Origin of the sequence: Glycocaulis albus (assembly GCF_014639075.1) — a bacterium.
Taxonomy (GTDB): domain Bacteria; phylum Pseudomonadota; class Alphaproteobacteria; order Caulobacterales; family Maricaulaceae; genus Glycocaulis; species Glycocaulis albus.
The window spans coordinates 41872-67412 of sequence record NZ_BMFS01000005.1; the positions used below are offsets into that span (position 1 = coordinate 41872).

Here is a 25541-nt window from a genome sequence, read left to right on the forward strand (position 1 = left end):
GGTTATCAGCGTATCCGTACCTGTCCGAGCACAAACTCGAACATTACCGTGCAGCCCGACAGGTGCGCGCCCTGCGATAGCGGGGCAAACTGCCATTGCTCGACCGCCCGCAACGCCTCGCGGTCGAAGAACCGGCCCGGCACGCCTTCGGCGATGCGCACATTGTCCACCGCGCCGCTCTGGAGCACATCAAACTGCACGATGGACCAGCCCTGTTCGCCGCGCGCCCATCCGCGCGCCGGATATTCCGGCAGGGGCGCGTTGACAGCGCTCAGCGGCTCGCCCTGACACCCCTCGCTGGGTGCCATCCGGGCGATATTGGGCATGAGCGGCATTTGCGATTGCGGCATGAATGGAGCGCGCGTCCGCGGATCGGTCATTGGCGTCGGGATGGAAACACAGCCCGACAGGGCAGTGATGACGGCCGCAAGGGCGAGGAGACGAGCGTTGCGCATGGCGGCCAGACTAGCCTCTGCGGGCGGACGCGCCAGCGCTTTTGCGCAGCGATCAATCTCGGCTTGACACCATATAAGGATATCTTTATGTCCTGATCTCGCGCCGATTTGAGCTTCAGCTTGCGGGCGCGGAACAAATGCAGCTAAAGCGAAGCAGGACATGACAAGCCGCCCATGAAGGGCGCGGATGAACGTCCTGCATTCCTTTGCCTTCGGCGCCCTTGCATTTTTCCGTGTCCCGCGTGACGGAAAAGAAGAGTGGTATCGCCATGGCCCCGCTGGATTACGCCCCGACCCACCTGTCCACGACAGCCGTACGCAGCCGCCCGATGCGCGCGGTCCTGCTGGGCTGCGGCACGGTAGGCAATGCCCTCACGGCGCGCCTGCCGCACGGCGTGGCGATCGATGCGATTGCGGTGAGGCGCTGGCGTGATCTGGGAAAGGGCACCGTACGGGTGCTCGACAGCCTTGATGCCGCGCTGGACCTTGCCCCTGATCTGGTCATCGAGGCCCTGCCGGGCTGCGCAGGCGCAGAGCGCGCACTGGAACGCGCTGTTGAGGCGGGCGCGCATGTGGTTTCGGCCAACAAGGCCGTGATCGCGCGCCGCCCGGACCTTGAACGCGCCGCGAAGGCCAGAGGCCGCGCCTTTCTTTACAGCGCAGCCGTCGGCGGCGGCGTGCCGGTGCTGGAGACGATTGGCGCGCTTAACGCGCGCGGACGCGAGATCACTACGGTAAAGGGTGTATTCAACGGCACGTCCAATTTCGTGCTGGACCGTCTGGCCAAGGGCGAGACGCTCGATAATTCCGTCCGGGCTGCACAGGATGCAGGCTTTGCCGAAGCCGATCCCAGTGCCGATCTGGATGGTGATGATGCAGCCGCCAAGCTGGTCCTGACCGCGCGCACCGCCTGGGGCATCGATGTCGACCCGGCCAGCATTGCCCGCCAGTCCATCCGTGACCTGGCCCCGGGCTTCGCAGCGAAGGCGGCGCGCGAGGGTTTGCGTATCCGCCAGGTGGGACGTCTAGCCCGGTCAGGGGGCGGCGTGCATGCCGCGGTGCGTCTCGAAGCGGTGGGCGCCGACAGCGTGTTTTACCGTGTGGAGCGCGAAGGCAATGGTGTTGTCATCGCCTTGAAAGATGCGCCGGGCGTCATCCTCACCGGCAAGGGCGCGGGCGGCACGCCTACCGCTGCGAGTATGGCCGGGGACATTGCCCGCCTGGTAGCGGAACACGGCTGATGCCGGCGGCCGTGTCCGCCACATCGGCGGGGGAGGGGAGCGCCGAACCGGCCTGTCCCTTCCCGATCCATGACCATATCACGACGCTGGAGCTCGATTGCGGCAGCTTTGTCACGGCGAAGGCCCGTGTCTACGGCCCTGTTGGCGCGCCGGGCATTATCGTGCTGGGCGGGATTTCCGCGCACCGCTTCCTGCTGGGTGATCACGCCGACCGGGCAAGCTGGTGGCCGGGCATCGCCGGGCCGGGCCTGGCGCTTGACCCGCTGCGCCATCAGCTGCTGGCCTTCGATTTTCTCGCCGGGGAGGTGCGCCCCTTTCCGCGCGTCGAGGATCAGGCCAGAGCCCTGCTCGCGCTTGCCGATGCGGCCGGGTTTGAAACCTTCCAGATTGTCGGCGCGTCTTATGGCGGCACAATCGCGCTGGCGCTGGCGGCCCTGGCGCCGGAGCGGGTGACCGGGCTGCATGTGCTGTGCGCAGCGGCCTGTCCCCATCCGATGACCACGGCGCTTCGCGCCATTCAGCGCGATATTGTCGAGTTCGCGCTGGCGCGCGGCGACGGGGCAGGCGGGGTGGATCTCGCCCGGCGCCTGGCCATGACGACCTATCGCACGCCGGACGAGTTCAAGGCGCGCTTTTCCGGCCCCGCGCCAGGTTCGTGTGATGCAGCCGGTGTGGAAGCCTATCTCGCCGCCCGCGGCGCGGACTATGCCGCCCATACAAGCCCGCAGCGCTTTCTGGCGCTATCGCGCTCCATGGATGCGGCGCGGATCGATCCGGCGTCCATCCGCGCGCCTTTGCGCCTTTTTGCGGTGGAGGAGGACCGGCTGGTGCCGGCCAGCGATGTGGCCGCGCTGGCGAATGCCATACCGGGCGCGGCGCTCACGCGCATATCGAGCCTTTACGGCCATGACGCGTTCCTGAAGGAGGTAGAGGCGGTGACACGCTTTCTGGAGGCGATATGAGCCGGGACCGGACACGCGAAGGCCTCGCGACCCGCGCGGCGCGCGCCGGGATCAATGCCGATCCCGGCCATGGCGGCATCGTTGCGCCCATCAATCTGGCCGCGACCTATCTGCGGGAGGATCCGGCTGTTCCCGGCCCGTTCGATTATGCGCGCACGCATAATCCGGGGCGCGCCGTGCTGGCAGACGCGATTGCCGGGTTGGAAGGCGCAAGCGGCGCCTGCCTGACAGCCTCAGGCATGGCCGCGATCGATCTTGTCCTGAACCTGCTGCCCGCAGGCGCGCGCATCGTCGCGGCGCATGATTGCTATGGCGGCACGCAGCGCCTGTTAAACGCCCGCGCGCCCCAGCGCGGCTTCGAGATTGTCTATGCCGATGCCACGGACCTGACCGCGCTGGAAGCGGCGCTGCAGCCCGGCGCGGCGCTGCTGTTTCTGGAAACGCCGTCCAATCCGCGCCTGCGCATTACCCATATCGAGGCCGCCAGCGCGCTCGGCTGCAAGGCCGGCGCCATTGTGGCGGTGGACAATACCGTGCTGTCACCGGCCATACAGCGTCCGCTGGAGCTGGGGGCAGACATCTCGGTCAGTTCGCTGACCAAGATCATCAATGGCCATTCCGACATGGTGGGCGGGGTGGTCTCTGCGCGCGATCCGGCGTTGCTGGATGACCTTGCCTGGTGGCTCAACGCCTCGGGTACAGGGCTCGGCCCGTTTGACGCGTTTCTCGCCACGCGCGGCCTTCGTACACTGCCGTTGAGGGCAAAGGCGCAGTCAGATGCCGCGCTGGAGCTCGCCACACGGCTTTCCGGCGACCGGCGTGTAGAGCGTGTGGATTATCCGGGTCTCACAGGACATCCCGGCCACGCGCTTGCCGCGCGCCAGCAGGCGGGGCTGTTCGGACCCCTGCTGAGCCTTGAGGTGAAAGGCGATCCACGCAGCTTTCTTGAGGGGCTGGAACTGTTCACGCTGGCGCAATCGCTTGGCGGGGCGGAGAGCCTCGTCTCGGTTCCTGCGCTGATGACCCATGCGGCGATGACGCCTGAGGCGCGCACGCACGCCGGAATCAGCGATTCGCTGGTGCGCCTGTCGGTGGGACTGGAGGATGTGGACGATCTCTGGCGCGATATTGATACCGCGCTGGCGCGCCTCTAGCGCCGCCAGGTCAGCGAGAAGGCCGCGAAGTCCTCAGACGTGTCCCAGGACTGGGTCGGCAGGGACCAGCTTGTCTCGCGGCGCACATAGGCCAGCGACACATCAATGCCCTGCACGCGCATGGCAAGGCCGGCCTGCTGGTCGCCCACCATGGCGTAGGGCTGAAGCGTGAGGGTTTCCCGCAAGGACCGTTCACCGCCCGGACGGTAGATCAGCGCCTGCCGGTCCGCGCCGGCAAAGAACCACCAGCCGCCACTAGCGGCATGTTCGCTGCCAACATACTGGCCGACACGCACCGTGGCGCCGAACTCTGTTGCCGAGCCCGAATCGCCGAAGCTGAGTCCGGCGCGCGGGCGAAGGCCCATATCCAGCTCGCCATCACCGCCCGCACTGTCAAACCGGCCCTCATACCGCAGGGCGACCGCGCGGCCGCGTGCGCGGCTGGCGGAGAATCGCCAGGCCGGCATGTCCAGCCCGGATGGTGACAGGGCGGCGGTCACCCAGTCGGGTTCCTCGGCATCGAACATGGCTACGCGCAATTCGCTGCCTGCCGCGCTGCGGGCAATCACCGTCTGCGGCGCATGGAAAGCGCCGAAGCTCTGGCGCAATTCGCGGGTTTCGGTGGAGGCAAGGCCTGACGTTGCAATCGTGGCGGCATCACGCGTCCCATAGGGGGCCGCCATCGTCTCGCCCCGGTCCATGGACAGGCGCATGGATGGCAGCGGCCCGGCCGAGAGCTCTTCCAGCAGCGGTTCGACTATCATGGCATTGGTATCGGCAAGCGAGGCCTGCTGCGCGTGGGCAGCTGGCCCACCGGCTGCGAGTCCGGCACCGGCAAAAGCCACAAGACCGGCAAGGCAGTGTGCTCCTGCGGTCAAACGCCCTGCAATGTGCTTCGCGGTGGTCACGATGGCGCTCCCCAGTGCCGGTTTCGTCACCTGAATAAACACCCCTGAGCCTAACATGTTCCCCGAGGCTGTGCGTCTAAAATCGCTCAAACGCCATTAACCGGGGATTAAGGCGATGCAACCTTGCAACGAAAAAGGGGAGGCGCGCAGCCTCCCCTTTGGCAACCCTCTTATCTACCCGTGCCTTACTGGCAAGCGAGACATTCCTCATACTCGGTCTTGGCGGCTGCCTGCATGGAGCTTTCCATGTCATCCTTGCCCTCGGTACCGGCAAAGGCGGTGCGCTGGACCGATTTGGAGCGGCAATAGTAGAGCGACTTGATGCCCCGCTCCCATGCCGTCCAGTGCAGCATGTGCAGATCCCATTTATCGACATTGCCGGGCAGGAAGATGTTCAGCGATTGTGCCTGGCAGATATAGGGCGTGCGGTCCGCAGCGTGTTCGATCACCCAGCGCTGGTCCAGCTCGAACGCGGTCTTGAACACGTCCTTTTCGTCCTGCGTCAGCGCATCAAGATGCTGCACCGAGCCTTCGTGCTCCAGGATCGAGTTCCAGGTGTGAGGTGTGTTGATGCCCTTCTCGTCGAGGATCTTTTCCAGATACGGGTTCTTCACCGTGAACGAGCCTGACAGCGTCTTGTGCGTGTAGACATTGGCCGGGATCGGCTCGATGCCGGCGCTCGTCCCGCCACAAATGATCGAGATCGACGCTGTCGGCGCAATGGCCAGCTTGTGCGAGAAGCGCGCCTTGACGCCGCTTTCGGCCGCATCCGGGCAGGCGCCCCGCTCTTCGGCAAGTTTCACCGAGGCCCGGTCCGCACCCTGCCGCAAATGCTTGAACAGCTTCCGGTTCCAGCTCGCCGCCATCGCCGACTCAAACGGGATGTTGAGCGATTGCAGGAAGGAGTGGAAACCCATCAGGCCAAGACCGACAGACCGCTCGCGCCAGGCCGAATAGGTCGCCCGGTCCATCTCGTCGGGTGCCCGGTCGATGAAGTCCTGCAGCACATTGTCGAGGAAGCGGAACAGATCCTCGATGAAGAGCGGATCGTCCTTCCATTCGAGGAATTTCTCCGCATTCACGGAAGACAGGCAGCACACGGCAGTGCGGTCGCGGCCCAGATGATCCACGCCGGTCGGCAGCATGATCTCCGAGCACAGATTGGACTGGCGCACTTTCAGGCCGAGCTTCTTCTGGAACATCGGCAGGGCGTTGTTCACCGTGTCGGCATAGATGATGTAGGGCTCGCCGGTCTGCAGGCGCAGTTCCAGGATTTTCTGCCAGAGCTTGCGCGCCGAGATGGACTTCACCACCTCGCCCGATTTCGGCGAGATCAGCGGGAAGTCCGCATCTTCGCGCACGGCGACCATGAACTCGTCAGTGATGTTCAGGCCGTGATGGAGATTGAGGCTCTTGCGGTTGAAATCGCCCGACGGTTTGCGGATTTCCAGAAACTCTTCGATTTCCGGATGGTGGATGTCGAGATAGACCGCCGCCGAGCCCCGGCGCAGCGAGCCCTGCGAGATCGCAAGGGTGAGCGAATCCATCACGCGGATGAAGGGAATGATGCCGGAGGTCTGCCCGTTCTGGCCGACCTTCTCGCCGATCGAGCGTACATGGCCCCAATAGGTGCCGATGCCGCCGCCATTGGAGGCCAGCCACACATTCTCCGTCCAGGTCGCCACGATATCGTCCAGCGAATCGCCCACAGAATTGAGGAAGCAGGAAATCGGCAGGCCGCGCTCCGCACCGCCATTGGACAGCACTGGCGTGGCCGGCATGAACCACAGGCGCGACATGTAGTCGTAAAGGCGCTGCGCGTGGGCGGTGTCATCGGCATAGGCGGTGGCCGCGCGCGCGAACATGTCCTGATAGCTTTCACCGGGCAGGAGATAGCGGTCGACCAGCGTCTTCTTGCCGAAATCGGTGAGAAGTGCGTCGCGGGACGGATCGGTCTTCACGCTCTCCACAAGGCGCAGCGTGACAGCCTTGGGCTTGCCGCGTCGCGAGCGCACGGGTCCTTGCGCTGCGGTGCCGGAGATCGGGCTAGAGTCAAACGGCGTCATGGTCCAAACCGCTCCTTCGTGCAGGGCGCAAAAATCCTGGGCGCTGGGCAGATGAGTGCGCGCCGCCTTAACAAAACCTATACATGCTGTGTGGCTTCCCCCGGAAACCGCAACATATAGTGCTAAGGGTCTCGGCCAGCGTCAACGGCCCAAACACGCTTCAGCCCAACTTTTTGGTTAATGAAGCCTTACCACAGACCGCTCCGCATCCGGACTCTTTAACGCTTTCGGGGCTGTAGCCCTGCTGTCATTAAATGTGGAAAGTCCGCTGGCAGGTTCAACCCAGATTCAGGAGTTCGGGATCACCCCCCTGGGCGGCGATGTTGATCGTCACCACGCGCTCTGCGGCGAAGCGGTAGAGATAGTGCGGTCCCCCGGCTTTCGGGCCGGTTCCGGAAAGGCCTTCTCCGCCGAATGGCTGCACGCCGACGACCGCGCCGGTCATGTTGCGGTTCACGTAGGTATTGCCCGCCGGAACCGCCTCGCGCACCGAATCAAGGAATCGCTGGAGACGCGAATGCACGCCCAGTGTCAGCCCGTACCCCTTGCCCGCTAGCTGGGCGGCGAGCTTTGGCAGATCGGCGCGCTTGTAGCGGATGACATGCAGGATCGGCCCGAAGACCTCGCGGTCGGCGGTGTCCAGCGAGGGCAGCTCCACCAGCAGGGGCGCAAAATAATGCCCCTGCGCTTTCAGTTCATCGCTCAGCGGCGCGCGGTGGAGGATTGTCGCCTCGCGCTCCATGCGGCTCTCATGGTCGGTCAACATGGCGAAGGCCTCGTCATCAATGACCGGGCCGACATCGGTTGCCGGATCGGCCGGATCGCCAAGCGTCAGAGCGTCCATCGCCCCTTTCAGGGCTTCGATCAGCCCGTCCGAGGTCTCGCGCGGAAGGAACAGGACGCGCAGCGCCGAACAGCGCTGTCCGGCTGAACCGAAGGCGGAGAGAATCGCATCGTCCACGACCTGCTCTTTCAGCGCTGAGGTGTCGACGAACATGGCGTTGAGCCCGCCCGTCTCCGCGACAAGCGGCAGGATCGCCCCGTTTCGCTCTGCCAGCGTGCGGTTGATGATCCGGGCAACATCCGTGGAGCCGGTGAAGGCGACGCCGGAAAGAAGCTCGTGCGAGGTCATCATCGCGCCGACCTTGCCGTCTCCGGGCACCAGTTGCAGCACATCCTTGGGCAGGCCCGCCTTCTGGAAGAGCTTCACGGCCTCGAACGCGACCAGCGGTGTCTGTTCGGCCGGTTTGGCCACGACCGTGTTGCCCGCCGCCAGCGCGGCAGCAATCTGGCCGGTAAAGATGGCGAGCGGAAAGTTCCAAGGGCTGATACAGGTAAAGACGCCCCGCCCGCACAGCTCGAGATGGTTGGTTTCGCCTGCCGGCCCGGGCATGCGGTCGGCATGGCTGAACTTGGTCTCGGCTTCCGCCGCGTAATAGCGCAGGAAATCGACCGCTTCGCGTACCTCGGCAACACCATCATTAAGCGTCTTGCCGGCTTCGCGCGTCAGGATCGCCATGAAGCGGGCGGTATCGGCCTCCAGCGCATCGGCGAGCTTTCGCAGGACTGCCGCGCGTGCCGCACCGCCCTGCCGGTCCCATGCGTCGAACGCCTTGTGGGCGGCCGCAAAGGCGGCATCGACCATGCTTTCGTCGGCCTCGGTGATTTTGCTGACAATCACTGAGGAATCGGCAGGGCTTGCCTGCTCGCGGGCCGTGCCGGTCTTAACCTTGCCGGAAATGACCGGACCGCAGGCATGGGGCATGGCCTTGTCGAACCGGGCCTGAGCGTCCGCCAGGGCTCTGCGCACGGCTTTCTGCGAGAGGTCCACGCCCGCCGCATTCTGCCTGTGCGGGCCATAGAGCCGCGGCGGGGCGGGAATGAAAGGGTGGCGGTCCATGCTGTCTGCGCCCTCGAACGGTCCGCGCGCCACATCGGCAGCCGGAACATCCGGGTCGAGGAAGGAATGGACGAAGGAGGTGTTGGCGCCATTCTCCAGAAGGCGGCGCACCAGATAGGGCAGAAGGTCTTCATGGCTGCCCACGGGCGCATAGACGCGCACCGGGCGCAGCGTGAACGCGCTGGCGGCAGCCAGATAAAGGGGCTCGCCCATGCCGTGCAGGCGCTGGAACTCGTAGGCGTCATTGTCCAGCTCGGCGGCGATCTCGCGCACGGCACACAGCGAATGCGCGTTATGGGTGGCAAACTGGGGATAGATCGTGTCCGGCTCACCCAGCAGGGCGCGCGCGCAGGCGAGATAATTCAGGTCGGTCGCCGATTTGGTGGTCCAGACCGGAAAATCCGGCCAGCCATTCATCTGGGAGAACTTAACTTCTGTGTCCCAGTAGGCACCCTTCACGAGGCGCACCATCAGACGCCGCCCGCTCGCCCGGCCGAGCTCGGCAAGCTTGCCGATCACCGCATGGGCGCGCTTCTGGTAGGCCTGCAAGGCGAGGCCCAGACCATTCCATCCGGCAAGCGAAGGCTCATGCGCCAGCCGCTCCAGCATCATCAGCTGCAGGACGAGACGGTCCGATTCCTCCGCATCGAGGCAGAAGCCGATATCGGCCGCCTTGGCCGCCTCAGCCTGCTCGAGCACTTTGGGATAAAGCTCGCGCCAGAGCGCATCCAGCTTGAAGATATTATAGCGCGGGTGCAGCGCCGAGAGCTTCACCGAGACGCCGTCCACGGCCTCCACCGGCCCCTCCTGGCGGGCCTTGGCCACGGCGGCAATCGCCTCCATGTAACGGGTGTGATAGCGCGCCGCGTCAGCGTGCGTGCGCGCGCCTTCACCCAGCATGTCAAACGAGAAGAGCGGATGGTGCCCTTCAGGTACTTTCCACGCATGACCGCGCTTTATCGCCCCGCCAATCGTGCGGCCCAGCACGAATTGCTCGCCCAGAATGCGCATGGCCTGGCGTGTGGCGGTGCGGATCACCGGCTCGCCGACCCGGCCGGCGATATTGCGGAAATAGGCGCCGGGATCCTTTCGCGCCGCTGGATCCACATCCATCAGCGAGCCTGACAGCATCAGGCCTAGCGTGGAGGCGTTGACCAGCCAGTTTTCCGACTTCCACGCATGTTCGCCCCAGGCGCCCGATCCGATCTTTTCGGCGATCAGCGCGTCAGCGGTCTTGGCGTCCGGCACGCGAAGCAGCGCTTCGGCCAGACACATGAGGGCGAGCCCTTCCTTGTTGGACAGGCCAAATTCCTGAAGGAAGGACTCCATGAGGCCGGTGCGGTTTTTCGCAGCCCTTGCCCGTTCCACCAGATCGATGGCCGCTGCCGACACGCGCGCGCGCGCCGTACTATCAAGGCCGGCCTTTGCGTTCAGCGCGCGTACCGCCTCGCTCTCGGGCGCGAATTTCAGCGCGTCAATGGCGTTCCAGTCGATACCGGAGGCAGGAGAAGGTGCACCGTTCATTATCAATCCGTGTTCCAGGCCAGAGCTGCCCCGACATTGCCCACAACGCGAACGGGCAGGCAAGGCTACAGCACCGTTACCCTTCGCTTGGCGGTAAAAACACGTTATGAGCACCGGCCTGATATTCTGGACCGGCAGCCGGTAAAGGCTTCCGGCGGCTCGACAAGAGGCTGGTAAATGGACAACACGCCGCTGCGCATCCTTCTGGTTACCGACGCCTGGGAACCGCAGGTCAATGGCGTGGTGCGCACCCTGTCGCGCACGGTCGATGAGTGCCGGGCGATGGGCCATGAGGTGGAGGTGATCCATCCCGGCCTGGGCTTCCGGACAATCCCTCTGCCGACCTATCCTGATATCAAGCTGGCCCTCGGCGCGCGCGAGGATCTCGAAGCGCGCTTCCGTGCCTTCGAGCCGGAAGCCATCCACATCTCGACCGAAGGCACGCTCGGCCATGTGGCCCGGCGCATCTGCCTGTCATGGAAGCTGCCCTTCACAACCAGCTATCACACCCAGTTTCCCGAATATGTGCACGCGCGCTTTCCGTTCATTCCGCTGGCGGCCGGCTATGCCTTCATGCGCCGCTTCCACAATGCGGGCAACGGCATCATGGTCGCGACCGAGACCATGCGTCAGGGCCTCGTCAAGCGCGGCTTCAACAATCTCGTCCCGTGGTCGCGTGGTGTGGATACAGAGCAGTTCCGCCCCGATCTGCGCGGGATTGATGGCGGCGTCTACAAGGACCTGCCAAAGCCCGTATTTGCCTATGTCGGCCGGGTGGCGGTGGAGAAGAATATCGAGGCTTTCCTGAAGCTCGACCTGCCCGGCTCCAAGGTCGTCGTCGGCCCGGGCCCGCAGCTGGAAGAGCTGAAACGCAAGTACAAGAACGTGCACTTCACCGGCGGCAAGTCCGGCGAGGAGCTGGCGCGCCATTTTGCCGATGCCGATGTGTTTGTGTTCCCCAGCTTCACCGACACGTTCGGGCTGGTGATCCTGGAGGCCATGGCGTGCGGCACGCCTGTGGCGGCCTTCGTTGCGCCAGGGCCCCGTGACATCATTCCCGGCTCCAATGCCGGTGTGGTGTCAGACGATTTGCGCGAAGCCTGCCTGCAGGCGCTGGAGCTGAACCGCGAGGACGCGCGCGCCTTTGCCGAGAAGAATTCCTGGCGGGCCTGCACCGAGCAATTCGTCGCCAACCTCAAGCCCCAGCCCCGCCCGGAGCGCAAACGCTTCTGGCGGCGCCTGAGACGGCTGCGGCGCAACAAGGGCTAGCGCACAATCCGCACCCGCGTCATGCCCTCGCGGCCAAGGCGCTGGATTGCAGAATCCAGGCTTTCATCTGGCCCCGGCATCAGATCGGCGTCGAAAATATTCGCCCGCCGGTCCTGCAGGACCAGCGGCAGGCCGGTGCGCACGCGGCTGAAGAAGCCCGCATTGAGCGTGTCGCCCTGAGCTTGTCTCACGCCTTCAACCACACTGATGCCTGCCTCGCGCAGCATGGCCACGCCCCGGCCTGAGACACGCGGATCGGGATCGCCCGACGCGATCAGCACGCGCGCCACCCCCGCCCGGACCAGGGCCTCCGCGCATGGCGGCGTCTGGCCATGGTGGGAGCACGGCTCCAGTGTCACATAGACATCGGCGCCCCGCGCGGCCTCTGCGGCTTTCTCCAGCGCTTGCGCCTCGGCATGCGGGCGTCCGCCCGGCGCGGTGACGGCGGTGGCGATCACATGGCCGTTCTTCGCAATGACGCAGCCCACAGACGGGTTCGGCGCGGTGGTGCCCAGCCCGGAAAACGCCAGCGCCAGCGCGGCGTCCATGAACCGCATATCAGAAGGGGTCAGCCCTTCGGGCATCGGGGCAGGGCCTCGGCGCGGTCCTCATCCAGATAGCGCGCCTCAACCGGGCGAAGGCCATCCAGCTCGATCAGCAGCGGATTGCCGGTCGGCACCTCCACTTTCAGTATATCTTCATTGCCGACCTGGAAGAGGATTTTCACCAGCGCGCGCAGCGAATTGCCATGTGCTGAAATGAGCACGCTCTCGCCCCCGTTGAGGCGCGGCGCCACCAGCGCGCGGAAAACATCATCAACGCGCGAGAGCGTGTCCTTCAGGCTTTCCGTACCGGGCAGCACATCCGGGTCAAGATGCGCATACCGCTCGTCATGAGAAGGGTGGCGTGGATCAGCGCGGTCCAGCGCCGGCGGCGGGATGTCGAAGGAGCGCCGCCAGACCAGTACCTGTTCCTCGCCATGGGCGGCGACGGTCTCGGCCTTGTTCAGGCCTGTCAACGCGCCGTAATGGCGCTCATTGAGCCGCCAGTCCGGCATCACCGGAATCCACAGCCGGTCGAGCGTATCGAGACCCAGATGCGCGGTGCGGATGGCGCGGCGCAGATAGCTGGTGAAGGCGATGTCGGGGGCAAAGCCGGCCTCCTTCATGAGCGTGCCGCCCCGTCTTGCCTCGGCTTCGCCGCGCTCGGTCAGATCGACATCCACCCAGCCGGTAAAGCGGTTTTCCAGATTCCACTGGCTCTGGCCATGGCGGGTGAGGACAAGGCGGGGCATGGCGAACTCCAAAAGGCGGGCGGATGGCTGTGTGTCGGCACCGGGCAATAGCGCGCAGGCGCGCGCTTGACCACTCCCGTCGCGCCGGATTGGCAAAAAAGACACACATTGTTTCCAAACCGGGCAGCGTTTCCGGCGCGCTCTTTGCATGGCCGGACAGGAGGCGCACAGTACCGGTCCTTAAAAGCTTAGCCCTTGAAAGTGGCGGCTTTAATGAGGCGCCGGCAAACGGCGCCCGGCAGAGTGCTAGGGGTGTTGGGATGATCCGGCAGGTAGTGACCCCCGCAAACGGGGACGAGGCCGCGTTACTCGACCGGCTGGTGGCCAGCTTTACCGAGGAGCTGGCGGCACGCACGTCCGAATGCATGTTCTACATGACAGAGCCGGGCGGGCATGCCAGCGCGCGCATCATCGAGACAGAGACCCAGGAAACGCTGGACCGCTTCCTGTCCTTCGTCGCCACCCAGATCGGCAATCACGCCTTCTGAACTGGCCAGCGTCATGCAGCGCTGCTAAAGCCTCAAGCGGAGTGAAACGCCAGACCGTATGCCCCGGAAACCGGCGCTGGTCTGCGCACCACGATTGAGGTTGATCCCTTTTCCATGTCCGAACCCGAAAGCCTGACCCGACCGAATGCCCGGATAGATACCGCGCGTATCCTTGATGCCATGCGCCGCACCGCGCGGATCGAGCGCGAGGGACTGGCCGCGCTGGAGGACGCATTTGACGAGCGCGCGGTTGGCGTGGTCAGCCTGCTGGCCACATTGCAGGGCCGTCTCATCTGCGCAGGTGTCGGCAAGTCCGGCCATGTCGCGCGCAAGATTGCCGCCACCCTCGCCTCCACCGGCACGCCGGCGCAATATGTTCACCCGGCTGAGGCCAGTCATGGCGATCTGGGCATGATCACCTCCAGCGATGCGGTGCTGGCCCTGTCCAAGTCCGGTGAGACGCGCGAACTGGGTGATCTGAGCGCCTATTGCCGCCGCTTCGGTGTGCCGCTGATTGCACTCACCGCCGGCGCGGACAGCACGCTCGCAAAGGCGAGTGACCACCTCCTGCTCATTCCCGATGCGCCAGAAGCAGCCGGTGAGACACGCGCGCCGACCACCTCTACTACGCTGATGATGGCCTATGGCGATGCGCTCGCAGTGGCACTGATAGAGGCGCGCGGGTTCACGGCGGCCGATTTTGCCACCTTCCATCCGGGCGGAACGCTGGGCGCGGCCTTCCTCAAGGCCGGTGACCTGATGCATGCCGACATGCCGCTGGCCGAAGAAGGCACGCTCATGTCGGATGCGCTCATCGTGATGAGCTCCAAAGGGTTTGGCTGTGTGGGCATTACGCGCGGCGGCAAGCTGACCGGGATCATTACCGATGGCGATCTGCGCCGCCATATGAGCCCGGACCTGACCGCATCGCCTGTCGAGGCAATCATGACGGCCAACCCCAAAAGTGTCCGGCCGGGTGACCTCGCCGCCGATGCCTTGCGGCTGATGACCGCCGGGTCGCACAAAATCCTGTCCGTGTTCGTCTGCGATGAAACCGGCAAGCCCCTAGGCCTGTTGCATATCCACGATCTTTTGCGTGCCGGCCTCAGCTAGCCCGCCGTTCCTGCTTACCCCCGCTCCGACCTGACCCACCGTGAGGCCTAAATGACCGACAGCCAGCGCCCCGCCGCCGACATCCAGCCCAATAGCTGGGATTTCGAGACCCGCCCGCTCATCAAGCCGACCGGCTTTCGCGAGTACGATGCGCGCTGGTGGTTTGGTCATCCGGGTTCCGACAAGGCACCAGAGCTGAACCTTTATGGGGTGCAGGCTCTCGGGCTCGGCCTTGGCACGCTGATGCATGAGCTTGGCATCGCGCCGCACATCGTCACCGGCCACGATTTCCGCAGCTATTCGCTGTCGGTGAAGCAGGCGCTGGAAGTCGGGCTGATGCAGGCCGGTGTGACCGTGCACGATATCGGCCTTGCCCTGTCGCCCATGGCCTATTTCGCGCAGTTTGATCTGGACGTGCCGGCAGTCGCCATGGTCACGGCCAGCCATAACTCCAATGGCTGGACCGGCGTGAAGATGGGCGTGGAGCGCCCGCTCACCTTCGGTCCGGACGAGATGGGCCGTCTGAAGACGATCGTTCTGGAGGGGCTTGGCAAGGCGCGCGCTGGCGGTGGCTATGTCCGCGTCGAGGGCCTGCGCGAGCGCTATATTTCCGATCTGGTGGGTGGGTTCAAAGCAAAGCGCAAGCTGAAGGTTGTGGCCGCCTGCGGCAATGGCACGGCGGGCGCTTTTGCCCCTCAGGCACTCGAAGCCATGGGCGTGGAGGTGGTCGCGCTCGATTGCGCTCTGGACCACACTTTCCCGCGCTATAACCCGAACCCTGAAGACATGAAGATGTTGCACGCGCTGGCCGATGCGGTGCGCGAACACAAGGCCGATGTGGGCCTCGCCTTTGATGGTGACGGGGATCGCTGCGGCGTAGTCGATAATGAAGGCGAGGAGATTTTCGCCGACAAGGTGGGCCTCATGCTCGCGCGTGACCTGTCGGCGGAACACCCCGGCGCGACTTTTGTGGTCGATGTCAAATCGACCGGGCTTTACGCCACCGATCCGGTGCTCAAGGCCAATGGCGCGAAGACCGATTACTTCAAGACCGGCCATTCCTATATCAAGCGCCGCTCCCACAAGCTTGGCGCCCTGGCAGGCTTTGAAAAGTCCGGCCATTTCTTCCTGCAGCCGCCCGTGGGCAAGGGCTATGATTGCGGGCTGACGGCGGCGCGCTGCGTCCTCGCAATGCTGGACAATAACCCCGATAGCTCGATGGCAGACCTGAAACGCGCCTTGCCGGTCAGCTATGGCTCACCCACCATGTCGCCTGCCTGCGCGGACGAGGTGAAATACGCCGTCGTGGACCGCATCATCGCCAGCTTTGAAGGCAAGAAGGAGAAGGGTGAGAAGGTGGCGGGCCGCGAGATCGTCGATGTGAATACGGTCAATGGCGTGCGCTTTACCTTTGCCGATGGGGCGTGGGGGCTCATCCGCGCCTCCTCCAACACCCCCAACCTGGTGGTGGTGGTGGAAAGCCTGACTTCGAAGGATGATGTCAGCGCGATCTTTGGCGCCATCAAGCAGGAACTGGCAAACCATCCTGAAGTGGGCGCATTCGATCAGGAAATCTAAGCGCGGGGGAGTCGGGCAGGGCGATGAAGATACTGGTCACAGGCGGGGCGGGATTTATCGGCTCGGCGGTTATCCGCCTGGCCGTGTCGCGCGGCCTGTCGGTGATCAATCTCGATGCGCTGACCTATGCCGCATCACTGGAGAATGTGGCGTCCGTGGCCGCATCCCCGCTCTATGCCTTCGAGCATGCCGATATCCGTGACCGCGAAGCGCTCGATCGCATTTTCAATGCGCACCATCCCGATGCCGTGATGCATCTGGCCGCGGAAAGCCATGTAGACCGCTCGATTGACGGGCCATCTGACTTCATCGAGACCAATATCACCGGCACGTTCAACCTGCTCGAAGCGGCACGCAAATACTGGGCGGGCAAGGGGAGGCCGGAGCATTTCCGCTTTCACCATATCTCCACCGACGAGGTGTTCGGTTCACTGCCTGCAGATCCATCAGTGAAGTTTATCGAAGAGACGCGCTACGATCCGCGCTCGCCCTATTCAGCCTCCAAGGCGGCCGCCGATCATCTGGTGCGCGCCTGGCACGAAACCTATGGCCTGCCGGTGGTGCTGAGCAATTGCTCCAACAATTACGGGCCGTATCATTTCCCCGAAAAGCTGATCCCGCTGATGATCATCAAGGCGCTCGCGGGCGAGCCTTTGCCGGTCTATGGTGATGGCTCCAATGTGCGCGACTGGCTCTATGTCGAAGACCATGCCGATGCCCTGCTGACCGTTCTGCAAAGGGGCGAGACCGGCCGTTCCTACAATATTGGCGGCAATAGCGAGCGCACCAATCTGGAGCTGGTGACGGCCCTGTGCGCGGTACTGGATGAACTGCGTCCGACAGGAAAGCCCCATGCGAAGCTCATCAGCTTTGTCAAAGACCGCCCCGGACATGATGCCCGATACGCCATTGATGCCAGCCGCATAGCCGGCGAGCTGGGCTGGGAGCCTTCGGTGTCGCTCGATGAAGGTTTGCGGCGCACGGTGCGATGGTATCTGAAACATGAGAGCTGGTGGCGGCCCTTGCTGGCGCGTGACGGGGCAGGGGTAAGGCTCGGTACAAAAGTCTGATGCCGCTGCGGCCTCGTGCGCATTGACGCAAGGCGGCACGCGCCGGATACAGTGGGCCGGATGGATCGCACTGTGGGAACATGGCCGTGACAGCACGCAAGGGTATTATTCTGGCCGGCGGTTCGGGCTCGCGGCTCTACCCGGTCACGGCGGTCGTCTCCAAGCAGCTCCTGCCGATCTACGACAAGCCGATGATCTATTATCCGCTATCGGTGCTGATGATGACCGGCGTGCGCGAGATCGCCATCATCACCACGCCGCATGACCAGGCACTGTTTCAGGCGCTGCTGGGCGACGGCAGCCAGTGGGGCATCGCGCTGAGCTATATCACCCAGCCTTCGCCGGACGGGCTGGCACAGGCCTATCTGCTGGCGGAGGATTTTCTCGATGGTGCACCATCGGTGATGGTGCTGGGGGACAATATCTTCTTCGGCCATGGCCTGCGCGAGATGTTGCGTTCGGCGGATGCCAGGATTTCCGGCGGAACTGTGTTCGGCTACGAAGTTGCCGACCCGCAGCGCTACGGTGTGCTGGCCTTTGATGATGATGGCCGCGCCACCGGGATTGTCGAAAAGCCGGAAGTTCCGCCCTCGGAGTTTGCCGTCACCGGCCTCTACTTCCTTGATGGAAGCGCCCCGGCACGGGCACGCAAGGTGAAGCCCTCCAGGCGCGGCGAGCTGGAAATTACCTGCCTCTTGCAAATGTATCTCGATGCGGGCGAGCTGGACGTTGAAACAATGGGTGCGGGCTATGCCTGGCTGGATACGGGTACGCCCGACAGCCTGCTGGAAGCAGCCGACTTCGTCTCCACACTGGAGCGCCGGCAGGGCTCGAAGATCGCCTGCCCCGAAGAGATCGCATTCCGGCAGAATTTCATTGATCGTGATGCGCTTCGTGCGCTGGCAACCGACATGGGCGGTGGCAGCTACGCCCACTATCTGCAAAGACTGGCAGACAAGGCGAAATGATATCTGTGCCGGCCGGAGGCAGGTTGGCAGATATGGAAACAGATTGTGATTCCCGCATCGCGCAGGCCTGCATCATGGTCGCGCCAGATCAGAAAGGCCGCGCGAGAGCGGCAGCCGACCCACAGGATTCCGTCATGCAATTCATCGACCTTCAAGCCCAGTACACCCGCATTGCGGAGAAGGTAGACGCCCGCATCATGTCCGCCGTACGCAGCGGGCGGTTCATTCTGGGCCCGGAAGTGCAGGAGCTGGAGACGGCGCTGGCCCGGTTCAGCGGCTCATCGCGGGCGCTGGGTTGCGCAAACGGCACTGATGCCCTTGTCCTGCCCCTGATGGCGTGGGGCCTGCGTCCCGGCGATGCCGTGTTCTGCCCGTCCTTCACCTTTACCGCCACAGCCGAAGTGGTGCCGTGGCTCGGCGCCACGCCCGTGTTCGTGGATATCGACCCGGCGACCTACAATATGGATCCGGCCCATCTTGAGGCCTCCATCGAGATGGTGAAGGCCAAAGGAGAGCTGAACCCGCGTGTCGTGATCGCGGTGGACCTGTTTGGCCAGCCGGCCAATTATCCGCAGATCGCAGATATCGCGAAGCGGCACGGGCTGAAGCTGATTGCCGACAGCGCGCAGGGCTTTGGCTGCACGCTGGAGGGCAAACACCCCTCCCACTGGAGCGATGTGACGACCACCTCTTTCTTCCCGGCCAAGCCGCTGGGCTGCTATGGCGATGGCGGCGCGGTGCTGACCGATGACGCCGATCTGGCAGAGATCATGGAATCGCTCGCGGTGCACGGTAAGGCCATGCCGCGTGACATCGAGAAGCGGGCCTTCGAGCACGACCCCAAATATTTCAATGTCCGTATCGGCATGAACTCGCGCCTTGATACCATTCAGGCGGCGGTGCTGCTGGAAAAGCTGGCCATCTTCCCTGACGAGATCGCGGCGCGTAACCGCATCGCCGAGCGCTACAACACGCATCTGGAAAAGCACGTGGATAGCGTGCCGCAGGTCATTGCCGGCGGGGTGTCCGTCTGGGCGCAATACACGATCGAGCATAGCCGCCGGGACGCGCTGTCCGCCCACCTGAAGTCACGCGGCATACCGACGGCGGTGTACTACCCCATCCCGATCCATGCCCAGGAGCCTTACGCCAAATACCCGTCAGGGCCCGGCGGACTGCCCGTCACGGAAAACAAGGCAGACCGGGTGATCTCCCTGCCCATGCATCCTTATCTGGACGAGGCTGCGCAGGACACCATCATCACGGCAATCCGCGAGTTCCAGTGAGCCTGACCCGCCCTATCCGTTCCCGATAGAGAACAGCGTGACCTGCAACATGATCGAGCGGCGCGGGCCCAGATTGCCGATATCGTAATTGGTCTGGTCGTAGATGATCCGCACATCGGTGCATTCATCGCGATAGACCAGGCTGACATCCTGTTTGCGTGTGATGCCGCGCTCCAGATCGCGCACGCCCGAATAGGCGACAAACCAGTTGTCGGTAACGCGGAAATTGCCGCCGAAATTGACCGACTCGCGTACCCGCGCATTGACCGCCGCATCGTCGACCAGCGAGTAGGTTACATTGCCGCTGACGCGCCAGACAGAGACCCGCGAGAAGGCGTCAATCCGGTTGGCCTGGGTGGTGTCACCGTCATAACGGCCCCTCACGCCCAGCTCGAACATGTTGCCGAAATTGACGTCCAGCTGCGCCACCCAGTCCGATTGCTCCTCGTCGAGGCCGGAACCGGGGCCGAAGCTGGCATCGCCATCCAGCCGGAAACTGCGTCCGACAAACAGTTCAGTGTCAGGCAAATAGCGCAAATTCGACAGGAAGCTGGCTGTGATGCCGGCATTCAGGCGGGTTCCCTCCTCCCAGGCATCATACCCGTTGGCCCGGTTGCGCGCGAACAGGTTGGAGACGTCAAGTTCCAGATTGAGGCTGTCTTCGCCGGGAGCCAGCTCGTCATCACCGAGCGCGGTCGAACTGGCAAGCTGGATGCGCGGTGCCAGTATGGTGTCACCCAGATCGCCGGGCCGCATGAACGGCCAGGACACGTCCACACCCGCATTGGCCATGGTGCGCGTGAACTCGCGCGTTTCCAGGGTTTCTCCCCGGCGGTTGGTGCGTGTGAAATGATATGCGTCGCCGCGTGCTGCGGCATAGGGTGACACGCGAATGCCGCCCGGCAGGGTGAAATTGCGTGACCAGTCGATCTCGCCGGTCGCGCGCGCATAATCATCGCCCACATTGCGTGTCAGATAGATGCCAGACGCCCTGGCATTGGCAAACCCGGCCCAGCCGGGCAGGGGCAGCCGGTATTCCGCTTCGATGATCGGGGCTATCAGCGGCAGGGTCTCATCATCGATGTTGTCGGCAAGGGACTGGAACCCCATGACGGTGGCATTGGCGAAATACTGCCGGGTCCGCCCGCGCAGATTGATCTCGCTTGGCAGAAGGCGCGCGTTCAGCCTGGCAAAGTCTGAGGACCTGTCGGCATCGCCGCTGAGCCCGTAACGCTCCAGGTACAACGGGTCGGATGTCAGCTGCACATTGAAGCGCCATACCCAGCCGGGGGCGACGCGGAACGCGCCCGACCCCGCGACATGACCGCGAAGCTCGGAATCGCCAAACGGGCCGTCCCGGTCGAATTCCTGCTCATAGGTGGCGCTGCCGCGTATATTGATGGCGCCTGACCAGAAGCGCTGCCGGTACTCATAGCGCATGACCGGGTTGAACTCGGTCATGACCATGGGTGTCACCACAAGATCGCGGTGCGGTGACATGACGTGGTAATAGGGTTGCTGATAGACAAAGCCGAGCCGGTTGGACAGATCGACCGTGGGGATAAGAAAGCCTGAACGGCGCGGCGCAGACGGGTCTGCGTGCGCGAATACGGGCGAGTAGAAGATCGGGACGCCGAACGCCTCCAGCCGGACATCGCGATAATAGATCATTTCCGATTCGGGGTCCTGCACGACCTCGCGCGCGCGGAACCGCCAGGTAGGCGAGCGGCTGTCGTCTTCGCACAGATCGCACGCGGTATAGTAGGCGCGGTAGAGGGTGACGCCCCCGTCCGACCGGCGCACGGCATAGGCCGATGCGGCCCGGCCATTATTCTCCATGAGCATGGCAAAGCCGGTGGCCATTGCCTCGGACCACTCATTTGTCAGCTCGATCTCGTCGGCGGTCTGGGCGGGCAGGTTGCCATCATGCAGCCGCACATTGCCGCGCGCGATGACCCGGTCCTCGTCGGTGCGGTATTCAACTTCGTCGGCGAAGAGGAGGCGGTCACCGGACTGGACGCTGACATCACCGCGCGCGGTGATGACATTGCCATCGCGATTCTGTTCGATTTCGATCGCGTCAAGATAGACGGGTTGTTCGCTCTCCTGCGCGGAGGCACCGGCCGGAACCACAAGTCCCGTGAGCAGGGCAGCTGCCGCACACATTGTCCTGAACGGCAATCTCATGCCCTCAATGCTCCACAAATGTCCCCTCGCATGAACCTGAACTCCTAACCCATCGGGTCCGGGGCGTCCATGGGCCGTGGCCTGCCGGCGCTCCTTTCACAAACCGTCATCAAGCGTGATTGCGAGCTGCCTTGCGTAACGTCCTGAGGCCTGCCACTAAGCAGTCGGAAATCAGGGACGTAAGGTCTGCAGCAAATCCGGGAGTTGCTGAATGTGCGGTATTGTTGGGGTGGTCGGTCACGGCGAAGCCGAAGGCTTCATTATCGAGGGCCTTCGCAGGCTTGAATACCGTGGCTACGATTCCGCTGGCATGGGCGTTATTGACAAGGGCGGGGCACTCCATCGCCTGCGCGCAACAGGCAAGGTGCAGGCCCTTGCCGACAAGGTTCCGGCGGCACTGGGCGGCAGCACCGCTATCGGCCATACACGCTGGGCCACCCATGGCGCTGCAAGCGATGACAATGCGCACCCCCACAAGGCCGGGCGGGTGCTGGTCGTGCACAACGGAATAATCGAGAATTTCAAGTCGCTGCGCGAGGGTCTCGCTGCGCAGGGGCGCACCTTCACCAGCCAGACCGATACTGAAGTTGTCGCCCATCTGATTGACCGGGAAATGCAGGCGGGCAGCGATCCTGTTGCTGCTCTGAAATCCGTATTGCCCCGCCTGGAAGGCGCGTTCGCGCTGGGCGTCATGATCGATGGTGAAACCGGCTTTATCATGGGTGCCCGCAAGGGTGCGCCGCTGATTGCCGGTCTCGGCGGCAATGAAGGCTATCTGGGCTCGGACCCGCTGGCGCTATCCGGCCATGCCAGCCAGATCATGTTCCTGGATGATGGCGACATGGCGGTAATCCGCCCCGGCAGAATCGAGGTGTTTGACGCCCGTGGGAGCGCCGTCACGCGTAAGCTGGTCCCCGCCGAGACCAGCCATGTGCTCGCCGAAAAGGGCAATCACCGGCACTTCATGGAAAAGGAAATCCATGAGCAGCCCGAAGTGATGGGCCGCACCGTATCGCACTATGTGGATGCTTTTGAAAACAGCGTTCACGAAATTGCCGGGCTCGATTTCCGCGCGGCCAGCCGGCTCATCATCGTGGGCTGCGGAACGGCGGCTTATGCCGGTGAAATCTCGCGTTACTGGTTCGGTTCGCTCGCACGCCTTGCCGTTGAGGTCGATATCGCCTCGGAGTTCCGCTATCGCGATCCGGTCTTCCTGCCCGGCGACATCGCGCTTTTCATCTCGCAGTCGGGTGAGACCGCCGACACGCTGGAGGCCATGCGCCTGGCCGCTGCGGCAGGCGTGCAGACACTGGCGCTGGTCAACACCCCACATTCGACGATTGCGCGCGAGGCTTCCCTCGTTGTGCCGACGCTGGCAGGCCCAGAAATCGGCGTGGCATCGACCAAAGCCTTTACCAGCCAGCTCTCCGCACTGGCGTGCCTGGCCGTGCTGGCCGGGCGCCATCGCGGCCATCTGGACCGCGCGCAGGAGGCCGGCCATGTCGCGAGCCTTCTGGCTTCGCCGGGCCTGATGGTCAAAGCGCTGGAGCGGGAAGGCGAGATCGAGCAGCTCGCGCATGAGATCGCCGGTCATCCCACGGTACTCTATCTGGGGCGCAACCAGAATTTCCCGCTGGCGCTTGAGGCGGCGCTGAAGCTGAAGGAAATCAGCTATATCCACGCCGAGGGCTATGCCGCTGGCGAGCTCAAACATGGCCCGATCGCGCTGATCGAGGAGGGCCTGCCGGTCATCGTCATCGCGCCGCACGATGCGCTGTTCGACAAGACGCGTTCATCCATCCAGCAGGTAGCCAGCCGCGGCGCGCATGTCATTGCGATCACAGACCCGGAAGGCGCGCGTGCGCTGGAAGGCGAGGCGGCGCGCATCATCACCCTGCCCAAGGGCAGCCAGCTGACCAATCCGCTATTGTTCGCCAGCGCGGTGCAGTTGCTCGCCTATCATGTCGCCGTCTACAAGGGGACCGATGTGGACCAGCCGCGAAATCTCGCCAAGTCCGTAACCGTCGAATAAGCCTCCCCACGGAGTATCGAGCATGTCGAAAAAGCCGGTCCGCAAGGCCGTTCTTCCTGTTGCCGGTCTTGGCACGCGCGTTCTGCCCGCCACCAAGGTGATGCCCAAGGAGATGCTGCCCGTCTTCGACCGGCCGGCCATCCACTACGTGGTTGATGAGGCCCGTGCGGCGGGCATCGAGCACTTCGTCTTCGTCACCGGGCGCAACAAGGCCTCGATCGAGGACTATTTCGATACCGCCTACGAGCTGGAAATGACGCTGGAGGCCAAGGGCAAGACGAAGCTTCTCGAAGAGCTGCGCGCCGACCTTCCCGCGCCCGGCGCGTGCAGCTTTGTGCGCCAGCAGGCCCCGCTGGGGCTTGGCCATGCGGTGTGGTGCGCGCGCGAGATCGTTGGCAACGAGCCCTTTGCCGTGCTGTTGCCCGACATGATCATGCGCGCTGAGACACCGTGCCTGGCCGCGATGGCAAAAGCCTACCAGTCCATTGGCGGCAATCTGATCTCCGTCGAGGAAGTGCCGATGGAAGATGTCAGCTCCTACGGTGTTATCGAGCCGGGCGCACGCAAGGGCGATCTGATCGAGATGCTCGGCATGGTGGAAAAGCCCGCCGTGAAGGACGCGCCGTCCAACATGATGATTTCGGGCCGCTACATCCTGCAGCCGGAGATTTTCGATGCGCTCGATGAGCAAAAGCCCGGCGCAGGCGGCGAGATCCAGCTGACCGACGCCATGCTGAAGCTCATGGAAACCAGCCCCTTCCACGCCTTGCCCTTTACCGGCGAAACCTTCGATACCGGCTCCAAGACCGGATATTTGCGCGCCGCCGCCGCTTTTGGCCTTGGCGACCCGGAACATGGCGCGGAAGTGCGCCGTATTCTGGAAAGCCTGCTGAAGCGGTAGGGGCACCCTCAGCGTCTGCACCAGCTAGCGCTATGCGGAAAAATGGTGGGCCCGGAGGGACTCGAACCCCCAACCAAGCGGTTATGAGCCGCCGGCTCTGACCAATTGAGCTACAGGCCCACCGTAGCGCCCTGATAGCGCACGCTGGCGGGAGGGGGAAGCGCGCGCTTCACGCCAATTTCCGCGTCCGCCGGAACGCGATGGTCATGGGCGCGCCACTGCCCCGCCTTGCTTTCGCCTTGCGTGCGTGGGGAGATGGACAAATCGCGATGCAACCTCGCTGCAGCCGGATCGTTATCCGGTCCGGGGCGCGGGAGAATTCCGCCTGCGCGCGATACGGATTGAAAGCGGAGATTGAAGATGAACCATAATTCGAATGTTGCGCAGGCCCGTGTGGCCTTGCGGCGGCGCCTCACCGGCGCGGCCCTGGCAGCCGGCCTGCTGCTGGGCGCGGCGGCGATGATGCCGGTTCCGGCCTTTGCGCAGGCGCAGACCGAGACGCAAGAGGGCCGCCTGTCCCTGTCGGCGCGCGGCGAGGTGCGTATCGCACCGGACATGGCCACGGTCAGCGCCGGTGCACAGACCCGCGCCGATACGGCTGCCGAGGCACTGGCCGCCAATGCGCGCGCCATGTCGGGCGTGTTTCAGGCGCTGGAGCGCGCAGGCATTGCCCGGCGCGATATCCAGACCTCCGGCCTGTCGCTCAACGCGGTCTACGCACCCTACGATTCTTCCGAGCGCGGGCGAGACCAGCGCATTGTCGGCTATGAGGCCAGCAATACGGTGCGCGTGATCGTGCGCGACATGGACCGCGTGGGCCGCACGATTGATGCGCTGGTATCTTCCGGTGCCAACCAGCTTCAGGGTGTGAATTTCACCCATTCCGACCCCGCAGAGGCCCGTGACGAGGCCCGCCGCCGCGCGGTGAACGAACTCAATCGCCTGCGTGCGCTCTATGCGGAAGCGGCCGGCATCTCGACGGGGCGCCTGATCTCGCTGAGCGAGAGCGGCTCCAGCCAGCCTTCGCCGATGATGTATGCCCGCGCGGAGTCCATTTCGATGGATGCCGGCACCGAAGTGGCGCCGGGCGAGATCACGATCTCGGTGAATGTCGATGCAGTCTGGGCCATCCAGCCCTGATAGAA

At 64.0% G+C, this 25541-nt stretch carries 21 protein-coding genes and 1 tRNA gene; 13 read left to right on the top strand and 9 right to left on the bottom strand.

Annotated features, from left to right (window positions below):
* Positions 1-5: 5 nt before the first annotated feature.
* Positions 6-455 (bottom strand): energy transducer TonB, encoded by a 450-nt coding sequence (locus IEV75_RS06700; RefSeq protein ID WP_188451791.1) that lies wholly within the window; start codon positions 453-455, stop codon positions 6-8.
* Between the two features lie 269 nt (positions 456-724).
* Here IEV75_RS06700 and IEV75_RS06705 point away from each other — a divergent pair, with 269 nt between their 5' ends.
* From IEV75_RS06705 to IEV75_RS06715, 3 genes are read left to right on the top strand one after another with little or no spacing between them, the layout of a single operon-like run.
* Positions 725-1696, top strand: a complete 972-nt coding sequence (locus IEV75_RS06705; RefSeq protein ID WP_188451792.1) for a homoserine dehydrogenase — start codon at positions 725-727, stop codon at positions 1694-1696.
* Positions 1696-2658, top strand: coding sequence for an alpha/beta fold hydrolase (locus IEV75_RS06710; protein WP_188451793.1), 963 nt, complete (start codon positions 1696-1698; stop codon positions 2656-2658). The genes IEV75_RS06705 and IEV75_RS06710 overlap by 1 nt, the downstream gene beginning before the upstream one ends.
* Positions 2655-3812, top strand: a complete 1158-nt coding sequence (locus IEV75_RS06715) for a trans-sulfuration enzyme family protein (protein WP_188451794.1) — start codon at positions 2655-2657, stop codon at positions 3810-3812. The genes IEV75_RS06710 and IEV75_RS06715 overlap by 4 nt, the downstream gene beginning before the upstream one ends.
* Here the strand turns inward: IEV75_RS06715 and IEV75_RS06720 are convergent.
* From IEV75_RS06720 to putA, 3 genes are all read right to left on the bottom strand, one after another.
* A complete protein-coding gene (locus IEV75_RS06720; RefSeq protein WP_188451795.1) occupies positions 3809-4720 on the bottom strand; it encodes a DUF2219 family protein in 912 nt (303 codons plus the stop codon). The two genes, IEV75_RS06715 and IEV75_RS06720, sit on opposite strands and share 4 nt — an antisense overlap.
* A 185-nt stretch (positions 4721-4905) precedes the next feature.
* Positions 4906-6786: a ribonucleoside-diphosphate reductase subunit alpha gene (locus IEV75_RS06725; protein WP_188451796.1), complete on the bottom strand. Its 1881-nt coding sequence runs from the start codon at positions 6784-6786 to the stop codon at positions 4906-4908.
* Between the two features lie 277 nt (positions 6787-7063).
* Entirely contained in the window at positions 7064-10210 is a 3147-nt protein-coding gene (gene putA, locus IEV75_RS06730) for a bifunctional proline dehydrogenase/L-glutamate gamma-semialdehyde dehydrogenase PutA (RefSeq protein WP_188451797.1), read from the bottom strand.
* A gap of 192 nt (positions 10211-10402) precedes the next feature.
* On the opposite strand from putA, the gene IEV75_RS06735 reads away from it, so the two are divergent.
* On the top strand, positions 10403-11479 hold the full coding sequence (locus IEV75_RS06735) for a glycosyltransferase family 4 protein (protein ID WP_373290515.1): 1077 nt from the start codon (positions 10403-10405) through the stop codon (positions 11477-11479).
* Here the strand turns inward: IEV75_RS06735 and ribD are convergent.
* Positions 11476-12036, bottom strand: coding sequence for a bifunctional diaminohydroxyphosphoribosylaminopyrimidine deaminase/5-amino-6-(5-phosphoribosylamino)uracil reductase RibD (gene ribD, locus IEV75_RS06740; RefSeq protein ID WP_233351785.1), 561 nt, complete (start codon positions 12034-12036; stop codon positions 11476-11478). The two genes, IEV75_RS06735 and ribD, sit on opposite strands and share 4 nt — an antisense overlap.
* Positions 12037-12047: 11 nt before the next feature.
* Positions 12048-12773: a 2,3-diphosphoglycerate-dependent phosphoglycerate mutase gene (gpmA, locus tag IEV75_RS06745; protein ID WP_188451799.1), complete on the bottom strand. Its 726-nt coding sequence runs from the start codon at positions 12771-12773 to the stop codon at positions 12048-12050.
* Positions 12774-13033: 260 nt separating this feature from the next.
* On the opposite strand from gpmA, the gene IEV75_RS06750 reads away from it, so the two are divergent.
* The 6 genes from IEV75_RS06750 (at position 13034) to IEV75_RS06775 (ending at position 19276) form a co-directional block, all read left to right on the top strand.
* Positions 13034-13261 (top strand): hypothetical protein, encoded by a 228-nt coding sequence (locus tag IEV75_RS06750; RefSeq protein ID WP_188451800.1) that lies wholly within the window; start codon positions 13034-13036, stop codon positions 13259-13261.
* Positions 13262-13375: 114 nt separating this feature from the next.
* On the top strand, positions 13376-14374 hold the full coding sequence (locus IEV75_RS06755) for a KpsF/GutQ family sugar-phosphate isomerase (protein ID WP_188451801.1): 999 nt from the start codon (positions 13376-13378) through the stop codon (positions 14372-14374).
* A 51-nt stretch (positions 14375-14425) separates the two neighbouring features.
* Entirely contained in the window at positions 14426-15952 is a 1527-nt protein-coding gene (locus IEV75_RS06760) for a phosphomannomutase/phosphoglucomutase (protein ID WP_188451802.1), read from the top strand.
* A 23-nt stretch (positions 15953-15975) separates the two neighbouring features.
* On the top strand, positions 15976-17022 hold the full coding sequence (gene rfbB / locus IEV75_RS06765) for a dTDP-glucose 4,6-dehydratase (protein WP_188451803.1): 1047 nt from the start codon (positions 15976-15978) through the stop codon (positions 17020-17022).
* Positions 17023-17102: 80 nt separating this feature from the next.
* Entirely contained in the window at positions 17103-17990 is an 888-nt protein-coding gene (rfbA, locus tag IEV75_RS06770) for a glucose-1-phosphate thymidylyltransferase RfbA (protein ID WP_188451804.1), read from the top strand.
* A 134-nt stretch (positions 17991-18124) separates the two neighbouring features.
* A complete protein-coding gene (locus IEV75_RS06775; protein ID WP_188451805.1) occupies positions 18125-19276 on the top strand; it encodes a DegT/DnrJ/EryC1/StrS family aminotransferase in 1152 nt (383 codons plus the stop codon).
* 12 nt (positions 19277-19288) lie between these two features.
* Here IEV75_RS06775 and IEV75_RS06780 read toward each other — a convergent pair whose 3' ends face one another.
* The gene (locus IEV75_RS06780) at positions 19289-21463 is read right to left on the bottom strand and encodes an LPS-assembly protein LptD (RefSeq protein WP_188451806.1); all 2175 of its coding nucleotides are present in this window, start codon (positions 21461-21463) and stop codon (positions 19289-19291) included.
* A gap of 211 nt (positions 21464-21674) precedes the next feature.
* Here IEV75_RS06780 and glmS point away from each other — a divergent pair, with 211 nt between their 5' ends.
* Positions 21675-23495: a glutamine--fructose-6-phosphate transaminase (isomerizing) gene (gene glmS / locus IEV75_RS06785; RefSeq protein ID WP_188451807.1), complete on the top strand. Its 1821-nt coding sequence runs from the start codon at positions 21675-21677 to the stop codon at positions 23493-23495.
* Between the two features lie 22 nt (positions 23496-23517).
* The gene (gene galU / locus IEV75_RS06790) at positions 23518-24396 is read left to right on the top strand and encodes a UTP--glucose-1-phosphate uridylyltransferase GalU (RefSeq protein WP_188451808.1); all 879 of its coding nucleotides are present in this window, start codon (positions 23518-23520) and stop codon (positions 24394-24396) included.
* Between the two features lie 43 nt (positions 24397-24439).
* Here the strand turns inward: galU and IEV75_RS06795 are convergent.
* Both IEV75_RS06795 and IEV75_RS06800 read right to left on the bottom strand, forming a co-directional pair.
* A tRNA-Ile gene (locus IEV75_RS06795) sits at positions 24440-24516 on the bottom strand.
* Positions 24507-24659, bottom strand: a complete 153-nt coding sequence (locus IEV75_RS06800) for a hypothetical protein (RefSeq protein ID WP_188451809.1) — start codon at positions 24657-24659, stop codon at positions 24507-24509. Before IEV75_RS06800 ends, IEV75_RS06795 begins: the two co-directional genes overlap by 10 nt.
* A gap of 97 nt (positions 24660-24756) precedes the next feature.
* On the opposite strand from IEV75_RS06800, the gene IEV75_RS06805 reads away from it, so the two are divergent.
* Complete coding sequence (locus tag IEV75_RS06805; protein ID WP_188451810.1) at positions 24757-25536, top strand: SIMPL domain-containing protein; 780 nt, start codon at positions 24757-24759, stop codon at positions 25534-25536.
* The last annotated feature ends 5 nt before the right edge of the window (positions 25537-25541 follow it).